Below are 16,133 nucleotides of genomic sequence, written 5' to 3'. Positions count from 1 at the left end.
ATACAATAACTGTTTTTATAAATCAACTTACTACCTGGCTATAAAAGGTATCGCCTTTTTTGGTAACTGGCTAAATAGTATGACATCGGTATTAGTTAAGTCTTTTGTGGTGATCGTACATCGATTATTTTTACAATCCCCCACTTCACTATTAACAATCGACAACTCCTGATCTTTATCAATCAAAAATGTAACGCCAACGACATCAGGCGTTAAAAACGACATCATTCCTGCTTGTTCTTTCAAAGCTTTATCGAATGAACGAACTAACTCTTTAACCGATTCTGCAGGCACTTCTTTTTCAAATAACTTGGTAGATTCCAGCCTCATATCAAGACCGCATTCTTCAAATGTCCTCTTTTCTATGACGACATGTGCTTTATCTAAATCTAATTGTTTATCATAAGGCAAAATGATTTCACCACTTTCTAAAAAGTATACAGGCTTGTCTTTGAGTTTTGTTTTAAGTCGAACTGATTCAATTGGGCACACACCGCCGTCGTTTAACTTTCTTAAATAGAAACCGAGCTTTACACCAACAAATTCAGGTGAATCAAACTTTTCAATTCGATCAAAAAAACCATCATAATTCAATATCATTGTAGAGTCGCTAGTTCCCACATCGCCACCGTTAGAGTTGGCAAAACTATGATTTGAAAAAAGCGATATGCTTAAAACTGACGATAAACAAAAAGGCGCTAACCAAGCGCCCTTTTTACTTCTTTTTAATATATTCAATGCAATGTAACCCGAATAAAACTGATTTGTCGTATTATAAATACTTTTTGTTTACACGTATCATATTTTGTATTTCAACTACATACTCTTCGCGACGAATTGAATATTTTGATAATCCTTCTGCCATTTCAGTAGCATCTAATGGCTCACCATTTTCACGATGTTGCTCACGAATGTCTCGTAATGAAACATACGCGTGGCCTGTATTTAAGTTATTAAAATAGCTTCTAATTGAGTCGATAGGATGATTAAACTTACGTACTTCATAGGTTTCTCCGTCTGGACGCCCTTTCGGTACGACTCCACATCCTGGAGAAAAGCACCATTGTCCAAACAAATTGTTTGCTTGCAGTGCAAATCGAGATGTTCCCCACGCACTTTCATTTGCAGCCTGCATTAACACTAGCGCGACCGGTAATGTGTCTACTCGACGCAGTAAACGAGACTTTAACTGTTCAAACTCGGACTCTATATCCGTTTCTTCAATGTCGATATCGTAACGCTTTATAATATTACTCAGTGCAATTCGTGCATCTTGCTCTTCTGGGTAACTAGTTAATGACGCAACAAATTGCCTATCAGATTTAATCTCCTGATTTACCGCTTCAACTAAAGGCTTTAAGTAACCAAAAAATTTAGCTTTCTTTTCTTTTACGTCTCGAATGCTGGCAAAGTCTGGTAAAAACTCGTTCTCATATTTGATTCGTTTTGCAGGCTCTTTTACTTCGTTATTAGCTGTACTTGCGCTTTTTGAATGTTGCGGAGAGGTCTCTTGAGTAAACGGATAAATTGCTGCGATTAGCGTAATACAGATAACGAGGGTCAGTGGTATTTTACTACTTAAACTATTCATATATTCTCACTACAGAAATTAGAAGATTCGTACAATTTATAGTTCAATATTAGTAATTGTGTCTATGCTGTACAAAAAATAGTAGCGTATATTATCACAGCCATTTAACTTGTTATACCTTAACCTTATCCCACACTACGCCAGTAGAATTCAGGTCAGATAAAAAATCATGTAATTCAGAAAAAGAACGAACTTGTACTTGCTGATCAATACAACTTGCAACAAATGAATGGCAATTATTCATCAACAAATGGTAATTTTGATAAGTAAATATACTTTTGAGTGCCGCATCACCCCAAGTTTTGTTGGCAATGACACTCCCTTTATCATTACAAGCAACATAAATCTCATTGCCTGAGCGCCCTTTTACGAACCTTTCAGGCGTCATTGATTTAATCAAGCCATTGTTACTAAATTCAATGATAATATCTTCATCGAGCCATACTCCGGTGTGTTCAAATTCTTCATAAACTTCACAGCAAACAATAGAACCATACACGGGTTTAACTGTACGTTTTGATTGAAGGCGTAATTGGTTATGAGACAAAATCTCAGAGGTCGCGGCAACGGTAGCAATTGCGCCTGCGATCGCGATGACTGGAAACGGCATAAATAACCTTTTTTGTATGCATAATAACTAAATATAGTAGATAGCCTATTTTGTGAAAATGGTTTTCTGGTTCAATGTGCAACAAATTGTTAATTATGTTTCAGACAAAAGCTTTTGTTTGTTATGATTTTTTTATAGAGCTTAAACTAAGAAGTAAAACTACATGGAAAACAGTCACTTTTTTGCCAATCTGTCACGTTTAAAACTTATCTTTCGATGGCCGTTAATGCGCACAATTACGCCTGAAAATGTTCAGGAACACAGTCATCAAGTAGCAACTGTTGCCCATATGTTAGCAATTATTAAAAACAAAAAGTTTGGTGGAAATATCAACCCAGAACACGTTGCCGTTGTTGCGCTTTACCATGACTCAAGTGAAGTTTTGACAGGCGATTTGCCTAGCCCTATCAAATATCACAATGATGAAATAGCAAATGCCTATAAAAAAGTCGAAAACATTGCAGAGCAACAGCTTATAAATATGCTACCAGAAGAGTTCAGAGAAGAGTTTGCAGAGTTAATTGACCACCACCACATCGATAGTGAAGTCGCCAGAATTGTTAAATCAGCTGATGTTATTTGTGGTTACATTAAGACATTAGAAGAAATATCTGCGGGTAATCATGAGTTCGAGAAAGCCAGAAAGAATATAGAAAACACAATGCAAAGCTATCGTTCCGACGAATTAAATTACTTCATAGAGGTCTTCCTGCCGAGCTTTTCTTTAAGTTTGGATGAAATATCAGCGCCTTTGGATAAATAAGATGCTTCGGGATTAACCATAGTTAATTTTATTGCTATGCAATCAAACTATATAGGTGGGTGTAAGTAATGAATATATATCAGCAACGTCGCTCTGGTACAAACAATGTCCGTCCGAACGATCATCGAGATCCATATCAGAGAGACCGAGCAAGAATACTACATTCATCTGCTTTTCGACGATTACAAGCCAAAACCCAAATTTTAGGTGTTGGTCACGACGACTTTTATCGCACTCGATTAACCCACTCGCTAGAAGTCGCTCAAATTGGAACTGGTATACTGGCCCACCTAAAACAACATCCAGAGGTACTACAAAGTCCAAAATTAAACCAAATACTTCCATCAGACGCTTTAATAGAATCATTATGTCTGGGGCACGATATTGGCCACCCACCATTCGGCCATGGCGGCGAAGTCGCCTTAAACTACAAAATGTGGAAAGCCGGAGGGTTTGAAGCTAATGGCCATGCTTTACGTATTATTGCTAAACTAGAGCCTTACACAAAAGATTTTGGCATGGACTTAACTCGGCGTACGACGTTAGGGTTAATTAAGTATCCCCAGTTTATAAGAAGCAACCTTAACTTTGAAGATACCCAATCGACGCCCTTTATCGAACAATCTAAATGGAAACCAGTAAAAGGCCTATTTGGCATCGACAAACCGATAATCAACTGGGCTTTAGATGGCTTCTCAACTTCTGATATCGAACTATTCACAACACAAGATATTGAGACTCAAGATACCGGCTCAAAGGTTTTAACAACACCGTATCAACAGACCAGTTCGGTTTATAAAACACTTGATGCATCAATTATGGAAATGGCCGATGATATCGCTTATGCAGTTCATGATTTAGAAGACGCTATCGCACTAAACATCGTCACCAAAGATATGTGGTTTCACGACGTACTACCAGCTTTTAAAGCATTAGATAATCCTTGGGCTAGAAAGCATTCTGAACAGCTATCTAATATGCTGTTTAGTGACGAACTGTTCGAGCGTAAAAATGCAATTGGTGCACTGGTAAATCATTTGATAACCAATACTGAAACCTTTCAGGTTAATGAACAATTTGCTGAACCATTATTCGCGTTTAATATTCGACTCACTGCAACGTCAGCGCCGATTTTAAAGTTACTAAAAGGGTTTGTTTTTAATAGAGTTATTCAAAGTTTTGAAATACAACAAGCCGAATTCAAAGGTCAACAAATCTTAGCAAACTTGTTTGACGCCGTTTATTCAGAGCCAATAAGACTGACGCCCAAGCATATTTCACAGCACTTGAAGCCTGATTCAGATGAAACAGCTATTAAACGATTTGTGTGTGACTATTTGGCAAACATGTCCGATAACCAGGCATTACGAAGCTATAACCAGCTATTTGGCACATCAGATTTATAACCTCCCCAATTATGTAATTCTGATTGTAATATTACATACACACTTTCATTATTCTCTAACTTGACGTAAACTTAAGTAAGTTAACTTGCCAACGAGCAAAATGGAGAAACAAGATGAATGATGAATATTCAAGCGAGCCGAACTGGTTGCCATATTATTTGACTAAATAATTTTTAGTTTTACGGATTAATTAAAAATAAACTCAGTAAAATTAAGTTTTTAATGATTTAAGAAAGCCATGTTGAATGGCTTTTTTTATGCTTTGTTATTATAGTTACCTACAAATACCCTTTTCAAATAGTCTCTGGTCATAAGAACTTTATGGATTCAAAACAAAAAGCAGAAATCACACAGCTTAGACGCGATTTATCTCAACAAAGTGAGATAGTCAAAGGTGCTTGCAAAGTAATTGATAGACTTGGGTTGATTTTAAAAGGAAATAACAAAGAATTTGACAAAAAGTTAGCCACCGTTCGAAAGAAAATTAAAAGTGATGGAGATTTAGATCAACTATCCAATTCACTAAACGAATTGACCAGTACTTTATCAGAGTTTGAAAAGCGCTTTACGGCGGGTCTTCGAGAGCTAAAAACACATCTATTGGCGGCCGGTGAATCTTTACAAGCCAGCAAAGGCATGGACGACACAATTCGTCGCCAGCTGCGTATGGTGATGAACAAGCTCAAAGCGACTGATTCAAACCAACTTGCCGAATTGCAACCAAACTTTTTAACTTTTTTCGATATAGTTACCGCTCTAAAAGGAGCGAATAACCAAGCGGAAACTATCCAATCAGCAAACTTAGCACCTGAGCATGATAATTTTAATCAAGAAGTCATCGACAAGTTGGTTTCGGGACTTATAAAACTCTCTAAAAACGACGTTATCAAACCCAGTTTAGACAGCTTTTCCGAACGTATAAAATTAGCTAACAACAATGATCACAAAGTCGATATTTGCCTCAAATTTTTTGAAGAGGTGGTGGGTCGTTTTACAGAGGAATATAGTCAGACTCAAAAGCTTATACTTAATATCAATAAAGCACTGGCTGATGTTCACAAGACTCTGATTAGCTCATTGAAGAGCTCTAAAGGCTATGATGAGCAGCTTCGTAAACTAAATAAACAAATTGACCAACAGATAGCCGAATTGTCACAGAGTACAACATCTGCAACCTCTCTTGATGAATTACAAATCGTCATAGATAAAAAACTTGGTGTAATAAATACATCCATAAAAGAGAGAGACATCATCGAGCAAGAACGAAGTGATAAACTGCAAGAAGCACTTCAAAAAATGGAATCTAAACTAGGCGGACTAGAACAAAGAACTGAATATTATCGGAAAAAGTGGATTGAAGAAAAAGTTCGCAATGGTATCGACACTTTAACTGGTCTACCAAACCGAAGTGCTTATGACACCCGTATTCAAGAGGAACATAAAAGGTGGCAAAGACAACCGCAACCTATGTGTATAGCGGTAATGGATATCGACCATTTTAAAAATATCAACGACACATACGGCCACAGCGTCGGAGATAAAACACTTAAGATTGTTGCTTCAACATTAAAGAAACATTTACGGGCTACCGACTTTTTAGCTCGATACGGCGGTGAAGAATTTGTTGCAATTTTATTAAATAGCGGTCCTAATGAAGTAGCTGCTCCATTAGAAAAAGTAAGAATAGCAGTTGAAAAAATACCATTTAAGGTAAAAGATACCCCCTTAAATATCACAATATCAATAGGTTACACCCAGCTTTTAGAGAGCGATAATATCCATACTGCCTTTGATCGTGCAGACAAAGCACTTTATGAAGCAAAAAATACAGGAAGAAACAGGGTGTGTTTTAAATAATAAGGAGTCTCTATGAGAGTAGAGTTAAACCCACTAGACGGCATGAACGTCCTTTCACAAATCGAAGTAAAATTATTAGAAAAATCTTCAAATAGTAATCTTTATCAATTATTTAGAAACTGCGCACTCGCAGTGTTAAACGTAGGCAGCACAACAGATGTTAGCTCAGACGTGTATGAAAAATACAAAGACTTTGATATTCATTTAATTGCTCGAGAGCGTGGTATAAAAATAGAACTTATCAATCCTCCAGAGTCGGCCTTTGTAGATGGTAAAATCATCACAGGTATTCAAGAACATTTACAAACGGTCATTCGAGATATTTTATTTAACGCTGAAAAGTTCAAAAACTTAGACGTGCCTGGCATGACTACAGCAGATCAAATCACAAATAACGTTTTTGATATGCTCAGAAATTCAAATGTTATTAAACCAATTGACCACCCTAACCTTGTTGTTTGCTGGGGCGGCCACTCGATTAATGAAGAAGAATATGACTACACCAAAGAAGTCGGTTATGAGCTTGGTCTGCGTGGATTAAATATATGTACAGGTTGCGGACCGGGTGCGATGAAAGGGCCAATGAAAGGTGCCACACTTGCACACAGTAAACAGCGAATCAAAAACGGTCGCTATCTCGGTTTAACGGAGCCAAGTATCATAGCCGCAGAAGCACCTAACCCGATTGTAAATGAACTCGTTATTCTGCCCGACATCGAAAAAAGATTAGAGGCTTTTGTACGTGTCGCCCACTCTATCGTTATTTTCCCAGGTGGTGCCGGTACGGCTGAAGAGCTACTTTATATTCTAGGAATCATGTTGGATCCTACTAACTCGGCACAAGTATTACCTATCGTGTTAACCGGGCCAGACTCTTCAATCGCTTACTTTGAAAAAATTGCAGAATTTGTAGAGAAAACGTTAGGGCAAGAAGCCCGTGATTTGTTAACGATTATTCCAAATGACGCGCCCGCAGTGGCAAAATTAGTGAAACAAAGTATGACTCCAGTTCGCGATTATCGACGTGAGATCGGTGATGCATACCAGTACAACTGGACACTAAAAATTCCACAAGATTTCCAACAAAGCTTTATTCCTAGTCATGAGAATATGGCGAATTTGGATTTACACTTAGACCAGCCAGCGCAGAGCTTAGCGGCAAACCTTCGCCGTGCTTTTTCAGGTATTGTTGCCGGCAACATAAAAGATGAAGGCATAAAAGCGGTCCAACAACATGGTAAATTCAAGTTGTCTGGTGATCCTGAGTTGATGCAACGCATGGACTCCTTACTTATGGCTTTCATAGCGCAAGGAAGGATGAAATTACCAGGTGCTGCGTATGAACCTTGTTATGAGATTATTTAATTAAGTTTAGACAATATTTTTTACATATTGGTACTTTAATACTAAGCCTTTGTCATTATAATGTCAGAGGCTTTTTTTTACTCTGAAGGATCGAAATGAAAAACTCTGTTTTCAAATATGTCGTCATCGGTTTTGTGTTATACGGCGTCTTTGCTGCGCTGGTACTTACCTTTTATAAGGATGATCCGGATCAAATGACTTGGGAAGACAGGCAATCTTATAATCTAAAATTCATTAATCAACTAGACCTTTCTAAGAATTACACTCGCGATAAGATTATTGAACTGCTCGGTGCCCCCGATATTACAGAAGCCAGAATGGACGAAGATAAAACGTTACAAGTTATGTTTTATCGTACGAATCATGCGAAATCTGATGGCATTACGACAAAAGACGAATGTACTCCACTATTATTCAAAGATGGCAAGCTGATTGCTTGGGGAATAACAGCCTTTGAAAAATATAATGCATTTTAATGACGATTGAAGAAAACCATAACAGTGATAAACAAACCGCGAGAATAGAACTTTCAACTCTGTTCGAAACGTTTTCTGTTTTGTTAAAAACTTTTCGTCAAAAAGATACATTAAAAAGTGAGGACTTGGCAGAAGCCATCCAACAGTCCTTTAAATTGTTGGATACCGATGCTTTTTTCCATTTTGTTGCCCTCAATAATTTAAACAACAACCATACTCGCTTAACCAATTTTGTCGTCAAAACCGTTTTGATGGTTAATACCATCTCGTCGCAATTTCATTATGATCGTCAATCTCAAATCTATATTGCAAAAAGTACGCTTTTGCTTAGCCTTATTTGGACAAAGCAACTAAATAATACATCTGTTAAACCGACTCAAATTCCGCTAAGTCAAATAGCCAAACAAGCATTTTCATTAGGTAAAACAGCAACTAAGAATAATGCCGAAGTTCTGCGCCTATTATCTCAAATTGGTAGTTTTAATGAGTACCAAGCAAAATCACAGTTGAGCCAGAGTATCATCTTGACCACCGTTAATGGCTGCTTGCTAGCGATGGGTCTTCTTACAGGAAATAAGTCAACACCGTTCAATGGGCTGAACCGGCTTCCTTATACACATTTGAATAAACTATCAAAGCCCTTTGTAAGGAGACATTGCTTTGAGATTTTGGAAAGGATTTCAGGACTTTCAAACATAGGGTTGTTGGTCCGAACTCATGTTGATCAAATCGGGTTTCTCATCGCATGCTACCGTCCATTAAGTCAAAAGATCGGTAAAAGTACACATTTAAAACAGAGTACGAAGTGGACCGTTGTAACCTTTGAACAGTCACCATTTTTGAAAAACATCGACATTGAAATTTACAAACCTAATGAGATTCGGTTCACCGCTAAGTTAGCGGCCTTTGATTTCACGGCACTTGATTTGGCGCGGCCTAAGCTTTGTCAATTTGAGGCAATAACCCGTATTAATAAACAACTTTTGTCACACAAGAAAGACAAGTGCTTTTTGTTTCCGCCGGATAATTTGAGAGAGTTGTCTCGACTTATTTTAACCAGCACGACAAAAAAGATAGCTGAACATTTACAACAAGACCTTCAAACAGCAAGTTATATCAAGCAATATGCTTCAGATATTACACGTGTTCAAAAACCTATAAATGACATCAAACACGCTGCTGCTTTAATAGGGATAGTTCGGTTATATCCAGTTGTTTGTATGAGTGAAATCTATCACATACAAGATGAACAACGGTTTATTGGCTCTAAAGAGGCATATAACAAAGCGAATCAATTGGCTCAGATCGGTAAAAAACTAGCAAATGATTTTGGAGCTGAGATTCCAGAGTATTTTGGCTTAATAAATCAATTAATGATGCACGCACTTTTGATGATCCCTAAAGGTAGGTATGCAGCAAGCATCGGCTTGTCTAAGTTACAGCAAAAACCAGAGGCTACTTTTGCAGAATTCTTTGCTATCAATCACCCGAAACAATGGAGACAGTTAGTCAATAAAGTGACTAGGCAGTGGTTACTTCCTAAAGCATATCAAGCACCAATAAATGACTATTTCAAGTTTCTTGAAGGCGATTTAGACCCTAATACCTTACCTAGAGCGTCTAAAATTTCGGTTTCGGTCATTTGTTTAAGCCAATGGGTATTTATGAATATGCATCTGGGGAACAGCCAGCCATGCAGCCTAGGAAAATTAAAGAGTGTTCAAAAGATGATTGGTTACAACGACGCAGAGCTTAAACAGCTCTATGTCGAAGTCATTGATTCATTAGGCCCACAATCTAAACTGTTTTAAAAAATGACTATAATCGTCTAAACCAAGTCAGTTTTTCTTATTAAATTGATAACCCAAAATAAATAGATAACACCACCCAGCAATAAAGAGCCCTCCGCCGATTGGTGTAATTGCACCCAGCCACTTTGTGCCAGTGAGCGCCAATAATTGCAGTGAACCAGAAAAGACAACACACCCAGACAAGAAGCACAACGCTGCACGTTTCGTTAATTTATTGGGATTCAATAAGGCCAAAAACAATACAACCATAGTATGAACGAAAAGGTAAAGCACCGCTGTTTGCCAAATACTCATAGCGTATTCACTTAACTGACTTTTAAGGGCATGGGCACCAAATGCGCCTGACGTTACTCCCCAAAACCCTAAAACTGCCGAATATTGAACTAATCGTTTATTAAATGCCATTGATAACCTTTTCCATATATTCTACGCTTTGTGTTACCGCTTGTTCGATGTTTTGTTGTTCCGTTTTACCCGAGGACTTTCTCGGCTTAAAACTATGATCTCCATCTACAACCCACTGCAAATCGATACCTTGAGGTAATTCAATGCCTTTAAGTGTTTCCATATTTCCAAAGGTGTCACGCTCACCTTGAAGTATTAAGAGCGGAGACGATAAGCTAACAAAGTGACTCATACGATCAGCCAGCTTTTCTGGTTTTCCCGGTGGCATAAATGGATAACCCAATACGATCGTTGCCTTTACCACATCGTTTAATTCGGTGTTATTGTTTAACGTGCGATCAGCTAATTGCGAGCTCAACAACGTGGAAACACGTCCACCCATGCTTTTACCCATTACAAAATACGGAGCACTAAGCGCTGAATTTTTGACAATATGACCGAGTTCTTGTTCGAGGTAGCTTACTAACTGTGGCACCCTATTAGGCGGTCTTTTTTTATCTAGCTCGTAAGCTTGTTGCATATAAGGAAAGTTGATCGACACAACATTAAAACCCTTTTCACACAGCCCATCAGCGATAGACCTCATAAAGGTGTGTCGATTGCCTGCCCCAGCACCATGGCTCAATAAAACAGTACCTTTTGCATTTTCAACGAGATAAATGTCTCTTTGCAAAGTTGATTCAGACGTATTAATCAAAAGAAAGCTCCTGTTGCTCTTTTTTTACCTTGTTTAATAACCATTGCCTAAACACTTTAATCTTTTGGCTTTCTACTTGTGAGTCTCGGCATACAAGATAATAAGCTCTCTCACTCACTAGTGCTTGCGTGAATGGGACCACTAAACGACCTGAATCAATATCTGGTTGTGCTAGCACGCTGTGTGCTAGCGCTATTCCTTGGCCATGAATTGCGGCTTGTAAAACCATCGATGAGTGAGAAAATACGGGACCTTGATTGACATTTACACCGCTCACACCCACAGACTTAATATAGTCTTTCCAATTCGTTCTCGACGTATCATGTAATAATGTAAAATCTTTTAAATCTTCAAGTGAGCGAAGACCATCATTTTGTGACAATAACAACGGCGAACATACAGGAACCAAATACTCTGTATGCAACTTGTCAGCATGAATACCGTGCCATTGGCCTTTTCCGTAGTAGATAGCGACGTCTACATCATCTGTTAACGAGTTCTCATCGTGATCTTGGGCTTTAATCCTAATATCAATATCAGGGTTGTGCTGAGAGAAATCACTAAGCCGCGGTACTAGCCACTGAATAGCAAAGCTAGGTGTTAATGCGATACTTACCGACCCTTTAGCTCCACGACTCAAAAGGCGTTCAGTCGCTTCGTGTAAATGTGTGAATACTTCTTTTATGTCTAAATAATAACTCTGTCCCTCTTCAGTAAGCAGCAAAGATCGATTTCTTCGCATAAATAATTTTATGCTTAAATGCTCTTCTAAAAGTTTAATTTGATGACTTATCGCTGCTTGAGTTACAAACAACTCCTCTGCTGCCTTCGTGAAACTAAGGTTTCTGGCGGCTGCTTCGAATGCCTTTAAAGAATTGAGGGGTGGAAGTCTACGTGCCATTGTTATTATTATCATTAGAAATTCTTGCGGCAAGTTTACCACCCAAGGTTAAAAACTGACACCATAAACTGCCCTTCTTTTAATAACTCTATATTCTAATCATTCTGTTGTATTCAAAATCTTAGTTATATAAACAAGCTGCATAATATATTCAGTTTCGTGCTTTTAAAATTGACCTAAATTCCCACATGTTCTGTGTATACTCACTTTATTATTTATAGATATTGAGAACTCCCATGACAAAAATCTTTGAAGACAACTCAACAAGTATTGGTAACACTCCAATAGTCAAACTTAACCGCGTAACTACTGGTAACGTATTTGCGAAGATGGAAGCAAGAAACCCCTCTTTTAGTGTAAAATGTCGTATTGGCGCTAACATGATTTGGGATGCCGAAAAAACGGGTGTTTTGACAAAAGACAAAGAATTAATTGAGCCAACCTCAGGCAATACTGGTATTGCATTGGCATTCGTCGCTGCTTCTCGTGGTTACAAATTGACATTAACCATGCCAGAAACAATGAGTCTTGAGCGCCGTAAACTACTCAAAGCACTTGGCGCAAACCTTGTTTTAACCGAAGGGCCAAAAGGCATGGGTGGTGCTATTGCGAAAGCAAAAGAGATTGTCGAAAGTGCACCTGATAAATATGTGTTACTTCAACAATTTGAAAACCCAGCCAACCCACAAATTCATTTTGAAACTACTGGGCCTGAAATTTGGGAAGCAACTGACGGTAATATCGACGTATTTGTCGCAGGTGTAGGCACAGGTGGAACGATCACTGGTGTTAGTCGTTACATCAAACTAGAAAAAGGTAAGGCGATAACGTCGGTAGCGGTTGAGCCAAAAGATTCTCCTGTCATCTCTCAAAAATTAGCCGGTGAAGAGTTAAAGCCAGGACCTCATAAAATTCAAGGTATTGGCGCAGGTTTTATTCCTAAAAACCTAGACTTAGAAATGATCGACGCCGTTGAGCAAGTGACCAACGAAGAAGCGATGGAAATGTCGCACCGATTAATGAAAGAAGAAGGTATTTTAGCGGGTATTTCTTCTGGTGCAGCAGTTGTTGCCGCCAAACGCTTAGCTGAAAGTGACGAATACAAAGACAAGAACATCGTTGTCATTATCCCTAGTTCTGCTGAACGTTACTTGTCATCGCCATTATTTGCTGGTGAGTTTGGTGACGAAGAACTAGTTCAGTAGTCCAAAACCTACCGTTAACCTCAAGGGTCATCATTATTATGTTGATGACCCTTTTAAAACTGCACATTCGTATATAAACTAAAACTATCCATCAGAATAGGATTAGTTGTTTGTGAATAAAACCTTTCAAATTGTCTCACTTTTATCTGTTATTCTGTTGTTATGTTCTTGTGGTCGTCAAAGCGAAAACATACCAGCATTTGCAAACCCCAATACTCCGGAATACAAAGCATTGGCTTTTTTCGATGCGCTTTATAATGAAAGTGATTTAGACAAAGCACTTTCTTTATCAACCAAGAGCCATGCTCGTATTATAAAGTCTTATGGAAGCACCAAAGGTTATGCACGTTATGTTTTAAATTTACAGTTTGATCCAGGCGTCGAATTAAAAATTGACAGGACGTTGAGCCAAGTAGAGACAGATATTGCAAAAACGACTTCGGTTAACATTCTATTTTCAGGTTTTTATCAGGGTGATAGAGTTAACGACTTACGACAGGTAAAATTTGAGAAAGTAAAAGGAAAATGGAAAATATCAAAGATAGCGGGCGATCCCTACGCCCGCAGATAGCATTATAACAAGTCCCTTAGAGACCAACGGCTGTTCCCTCACGACGTGGATCAGCTGCGCCCTGCCACCCCTCTTTAGTTTTCAAAATACCATGAATACCAGATGTCATCGGTATAACCTTAACTCTATGCCCTTTTTGCATTAATGCGCTTTTTAATGCTTCTAAGCCCTGATTAGCTTCAAGCCCTGTATAACCATTTCGATTAGAAACTCGAGGAGAATCAACAACAGCTTGCATATCCATTCCAAATTCTAAAAGCCCCACCAAAGCGAAACCAACATAATTAATGATCCGGCTGCCGCCTGGAGAGCCTATTACTGCGTATAATTCATCGTTCTTAAAAACAATAACAGGGCTCATCGAGCTTCTAGGTCGTTTGTTACCCTCGACACGATTAGCAACCAATTTGCCCTTTTTAACTGGGTTAAGAGAGAAGTCCGTTAACTGGTTATTTAATAAAAAACCATTACTCATCACCGTCGACCCAAAACCCATTTCAATACTAGAGGTCATAGACACTGCATTTCCACTGGCGTCAATAATGGATAAATGACTGGTATTTGGTTGCGAGAGACTTTGACTACTTTGGCGTTCTAATGAAAAGTCACCCGCCTTTGCCTTACCCATATCTTTGGTATCGCTGATAAGTAACGAGCGTTGTTGTAGGTAAGTTGAGTCCAACATTTTGGCAACTGGAACATCTACAAAATCACTATCTGCGATATACCTGTCTCTATCAGCAAATGCTAATTTTGCTGCTTGTGTATAACGATGAACCGTTAATGGGCTTAAATAAGGAGACTGGTCCAAATCAAATCGCTCTAATAACTTTAAAATTTGTAAAACGGTGATACCACCAGAACTTGGTGGCCCCATACTGCAAACTTTAAACTGCTCTTTAGATTGGTAATCAATGCAAACTGGCTCGCGCTCTTTTGCTTCGTAATTGGCTAAATCGTTAGTACTTAACAAACCGGGCGCCACAGGTGAAGTCGTCACCGCTTGAACGATTTGTTTCGCTATCTTGCCTTTGTAAAATGAATCAACACCATTTTTGGCTATGTCTTTAAGTACCGTCGCATATGGTAGATTAGTAATTCGTTGTCCGGCTTTTAACGCTTTACCATTAGGATAGAAATAGCCCTTTGCGCTCACTGAGTGCTTAAGCCCTGGGTTCATTTCCATCTGTACTAACTTTGCTAACCTTGGGCTTACAACGAAACCAGACGTTGCCAAGTCAATGGTTGGTTGTAATAGAATCTGCCAATCTAATTTCCCATGAGCTTGATGTGCTTTTTCTAGCATCCTCAAAATACCGGGTACACCTACTGAACGTCCTCCCACTACAGCGTCAATCCATCGAAGTGGCTTACCATCTTCGCCCAAGAACAGCTCTGGAGTGGCTTTTAACGGTGCGGTTTCTCTGCCATCATAAGAACGCAAAGTCTTATCAGAGTTTGAATAATGAAGCATAAAGGCACCGCCACCAATACCTGAACTTTGAGGTTCAACCAAGGTCAACATAACTTGAGCTGCTATTGCAGCATCTACGGCAGTACCGCCCTTTTTTAAAATAGTGATAGCTGCATTTACTGCATGGGGATTAGCAGCACTAACCATACCTTTTTTAGAATAGCTTGCCTTCGTATAATTAAGACCAGTAAATGCTTCTGGAACCGCCTTTGATGCTGATTCTTGTTGCTTGTCCGTTACTTGCTGTGAAAACACAGTGCTTGCAAAAACAAATGGAATAAGGGTTAATAACCGCATAAAAATCCTAAAAACTACTGACATGTCTACATGGTAACAAATCCAATTTAAAAACATAGGCAATCAAGTTAAAAGAGGTTCAATTGCTAGGTTTTCCCACTCAATTAAAATATACCCTGCCATTTTTGGGGTTGATGATCGCGTGCATCGTTATGACCCTTATTGGTAGCTCTGATATCAAATACGTTATATTTGATACCGAGGCTATTAGCCAAGGTGAAGTTTGGCGGGTTGTCACCGGTCAATTTGTTCATTCAAACTTGAACCATGCTTTTTTAAATTGTGCTGGCTTATTGCTCGTCTGGGCATTACATGGTGAATATTATCCGAACTTTCGCCTGCTTAATATCGTAGGGATAGCCTCTATTTGTATTGGCATATGCCTTTGGTATTTCGCCTTTTATAATTTGTATTTTGGCTTTTCAGGCATTATTCACTTTCTGTTGGTCGTTGGCGCGTTTGTCGACATTAAACGCAAAGATAAAAGTGGTTATTTATTGCTAGTAGGTATGATTTCAAAAGTTGCTTGGGAAATGCTGCTCGGTACAGACGATGGCACGAGCAAACTGATAAATGCTGCCGTTGCATATGAAGCACATGCTATTGGTGTTGTTCTTGGTTTTATTTTTGGCATAACGTATTTGTCACGTAAAAAGTATATCGATACTTTTAAAGTAACCTAACGCTTCGCTAATAAAATCAGC

The 16,133-nt window shown here is 38.6% G+C and carries 16 protein-coding genes; 9 read left to right on the top strand and 7 right to left on the bottom strand.

Going from position 1 to position 16,133, the window contains the following annotated elements; translation table 11 throughout:
* Positions 1 to 30 precede the first annotated feature (30 nt).
* The 3 genes from AC4E96_RS06130 to AC4E96_RS06120 all read right to left on the bottom strand — a co-directional run bounded on the left by AC4E96_RS06130 (position 31) and on the right by AC4E96_RS06120 (position 2,201).
* Entirely contained in the window at positions 31 to 738 is a 708-nt protein-coding gene (locus tag AC4E96_RS06130) for a DUF2987 domain-containing protein (RefSeq protein WP_490255208.1), read from the bottom strand.
* Between the two features lie 34 nt (positions 739 to 772).
* Positions 773 to 1,591 (bottom strand): glucosaminidase domain-containing protein, encoded by an 819-nt coding sequence (locus tag AC4E96_RS06125; RefSeq protein WP_488033097.1) that lies wholly within the window; start codon positions 1,589 to 1,591, stop codon positions 773 to 775.
* Between the two features lie 112 nt (positions 1,592 to 1,703).
* Positions 1,704 to 2,201, bottom strand: a complete 498-nt coding sequence (locus AC4E96_RS06120) for a hypothetical protein (protein WP_490255207.1) — start codon at positions 2,199 to 2,201, stop codon at positions 1,704 to 1,706.
* A 163-nt stretch (positions 2,202 to 2,364) separates the two neighbouring features.
* Between AC4E96_RS06120 and yfbR the strand changes: the two genes are divergently transcribed.
* The 6 genes from yfbR (at position 2,365) to AC4E96_RS06090 (ending at position 9,879) form a co-directional block, all read left to right on the top strand.
* A complete protein-coding gene (yfbR, locus tag AC4E96_RS06115) occupies positions 2,365 to 2,964 on the top strand; it encodes a 5'-deoxynucleotidase (RefSeq protein ID WP_488033095.1) in 600 nt (199 codons plus the stop codon).
* Positions 2,965 to 3,032: 68 nt separating this feature from the next.
* The gene (locus AC4E96_RS06110; protein ID WP_490255206.1) at positions 3,033 to 4,370 is read left to right on the top strand and encodes an anti-phage deoxyguanosine triphosphatase; all 1,338 of its coding nucleotides are present in this window, start codon (positions 3,033 to 3,035) and stop codon (positions 4,368 to 4,370) included.
* A gap of 321 nt (positions 4,371 to 4,691) precedes the next feature.
* A complete protein-coding gene (locus AC4E96_RS06105) occupies positions 4,692 to 6,227 on the top strand; it encodes a GGDEF domain-containing protein (protein WP_490255205.1) in 1,536 nt (511 codons plus the stop codon).
* Between the two features lie 12 nt (positions 6,228 to 6,239).
* The gene (ppnN, locus tag AC4E96_RS06100) at positions 6,240 to 7,592 is read left to right on the top strand and encodes a nucleotide 5'-monophosphate nucleosidase PpnN (RefSeq protein ID WP_488033092.1); all 1,353 of its coding nucleotides are present in this window, start codon (positions 6,240 to 6,242) and stop codon (positions 7,590 to 7,592) included.
* A gap of 95 nt (positions 7,593 to 7,687) precedes the next feature.
* On the top strand, positions 7,688 to 8,068 hold the full coding sequence (locus AC4E96_RS06095) for a DUF3192 domain-containing protein (protein ID WP_488033091.1): 381 nt from the start codon (positions 7,688 to 7,690) through the stop codon (positions 8,066 to 8,068).
* A complete protein-coding gene (locus tag AC4E96_RS06090; RefSeq protein ID WP_490255204.1) occupies positions 8,068 to 9,879 on the top strand; it encodes an HDOD domain-containing protein in 1,812 nt (603 codons plus the stop codon). The genes AC4E96_RS06095 and AC4E96_RS06090 overlap by 1 nt, the downstream gene beginning before the upstream one ends.
* Before the next feature lie 27 nt (positions 9,880 to 9,906).
* Here the strand turns inward: AC4E96_RS06090 and AC4E96_RS06085 are convergent, their stop codons facing one another.
* Genes AC4E96_RS06085 through AC4E96_RS06075 form a run of 3 tightly spaced genes read right to left on the bottom strand, consistent with a single transcriptional unit; the run spans position 9,907 to position 11,882 of the window.
* Positions 9,907 to 10,284: a DUF423 domain-containing protein gene (locus AC4E96_RS06085; protein WP_490255203.1), complete on the bottom strand. Its 378-nt coding sequence runs from the start codon at positions 10,282 to 10,284 to the stop codon at positions 9,907 to 9,909.
* On the bottom strand, positions 10,274 to 10,981 hold the full coding sequence (locus AC4E96_RS06080) for an alpha/beta family hydrolase (protein ID WP_490255202.1): 708 nt from the start codon (positions 10,979 to 10,981) through the stop codon (positions 10,274 to 10,276). The genes AC4E96_RS06085 and AC4E96_RS06080 overlap by 11 nt, the downstream gene beginning before the upstream one ends.
* Positions 10,974 to 11,882 carry a transcriptional regulator GcvA gene (locus tag AC4E96_RS06075; RefSeq protein ID WP_488033119.1) on the bottom strand — a complete coding sequence of 303 codons (909 nt, stop codon included), beginning with the start codon at positions 11,880 to 11,882 and terminating at the stop codon, positions 10,974 to 10,976. The genes AC4E96_RS06080 and AC4E96_RS06075 overlap by 8 nt, the downstream gene beginning before the upstream one ends.
* A 236-nt stretch (positions 11,883 to 12,118) precedes the next feature.
* On the opposite strand from AC4E96_RS06075, the gene cysK reads away from it, so the two are divergent.
* Positions 12,119 to 13,087, top strand: a complete 969-nt coding sequence (gene cysK, locus AC4E96_RS06070) for a cysteine synthase A (protein WP_488033087.1) — start codon at positions 12,119 to 12,121, stop codon at positions 13,085 to 13,087.
* 112 nt (positions 13,088 to 13,199) lie between these two features.
* On the top strand, positions 13,200 to 13,658 hold the full coding sequence (locus AC4E96_RS06065) for a hypothetical protein (protein ID WP_488033086.1): 459 nt from the start codon (positions 13,200 to 13,202) through the stop codon (positions 13,656 to 13,658).
* 16 nt (positions 13,659 to 13,674) lie between these two features.
* Here AC4E96_RS06065 and ggt read toward each other — a convergent pair whose 3' ends face one another.
* Entirely contained in the window at positions 13,675 to 15,429 is a 1,755-nt protein-coding gene (gene ggt / locus AC4E96_RS06060; protein WP_490255201.1) for a gamma-glutamyltransferase, read from the bottom strand.
* Positions 15,430 to 15,512: 83 nt separating this feature from the next.
* Between ggt and rrtA the strand changes: the two genes are divergently transcribed.
* On the top strand, positions 15,513 to 16,112 hold the full coding sequence (rrtA, locus tag AC4E96_RS06055) for a rhombosortase (RefSeq protein ID WP_490255200.1): 600 nt from the start codon (positions 15,513 to 15,515) through the stop codon (positions 16,110 to 16,112).
* Positions 16,113 to 16,133 lie beyond the last annotated feature (21 nt).

The organism is Psychrosphaera sp., assembly GCF_982872775.1.
Note: the sequence above shows the minus strand (reverse complement) of the source record. Positions and strands in the feature narration are given on the sequence as shown.

Coding starts and splice junctions, on each gene's coding strand:
- AC4E96_RS06125 (WP_488033097.1), bottom strand. CDS start 1,591: ATGAATAGTTTAAGTAGTAAAATACCACTGACCCTCGTTATCTGTATT.
- AC4E96_RS06120 (WP_490255207.1), bottom strand. CDS start 2,201: ATGCCGTTTCCAGTCATCGCGATCGCAGGCGCAATTGCTACCGTTGCC.
- yfbR (WP_488033095.1), top strand. CDS start 2,365: ATGGAAAACAGTCACTTTTTTGCCAATCTGTCACGTTTAAAACTTATC.
- AC4E96_RS06110 (WP_490255206.1), top strand. CDS start 3,033: ATGAATATATATCAGCAACGTCGCTCTGGTACAAACAATGTCCGTCCG.
- AC4E96_RS06105 (WP_490255205.1), top strand. CDS start 4,692: ATGGATTCAAAACAAAAAGCAGAAATCACACAGCTTAGACGCGATTTA.
- ppnN (WP_488033092.1), top strand. CDS start 6,240: ATGAGAGTAGAGTTAAACCCACTAGACGGCATGAACGTCCTTTCACAA.
- AC4E96_RS06095 (WP_488033091.1), top strand. CDS start 7,688: ATGAAAAACTCTGTTTTCAAATATGTCGTCATCGGTTTTGTGTTATAC.
- AC4E96_RS06090 (WP_490255204.1), top strand. CDS start 8,068: ATGACGATTGAAGAAAACCATAACAGTGATAAACAAACCGCGAGAATA.
- AC4E96_RS06085 (WP_490255203.1), bottom strand. CDS start 10,284: ATGGCATTTAATAAACGATTAGTTCAATATTCGGCAGTTTTAGGGTTT.
- AC4E96_RS06075 (WP_488033119.1), bottom strand. CDS start 11,882: ATGGCACGTAGACTTCCACCCCTCAATTCTTTAAAGGCATTCGAAGCA.
- cysK (WP_488033087.1), top strand. CDS start 12,119: ATGACAAAAATCTTTGAAGACAACTCAACAAGTATTGGTAACACTCCA.
- ggt (WP_490255201.1), bottom strand. CDS start 15,429: ATGCGGTTATTAACCCTTATTCCATTTGTTTTTGCAAGCACTGTGTTT.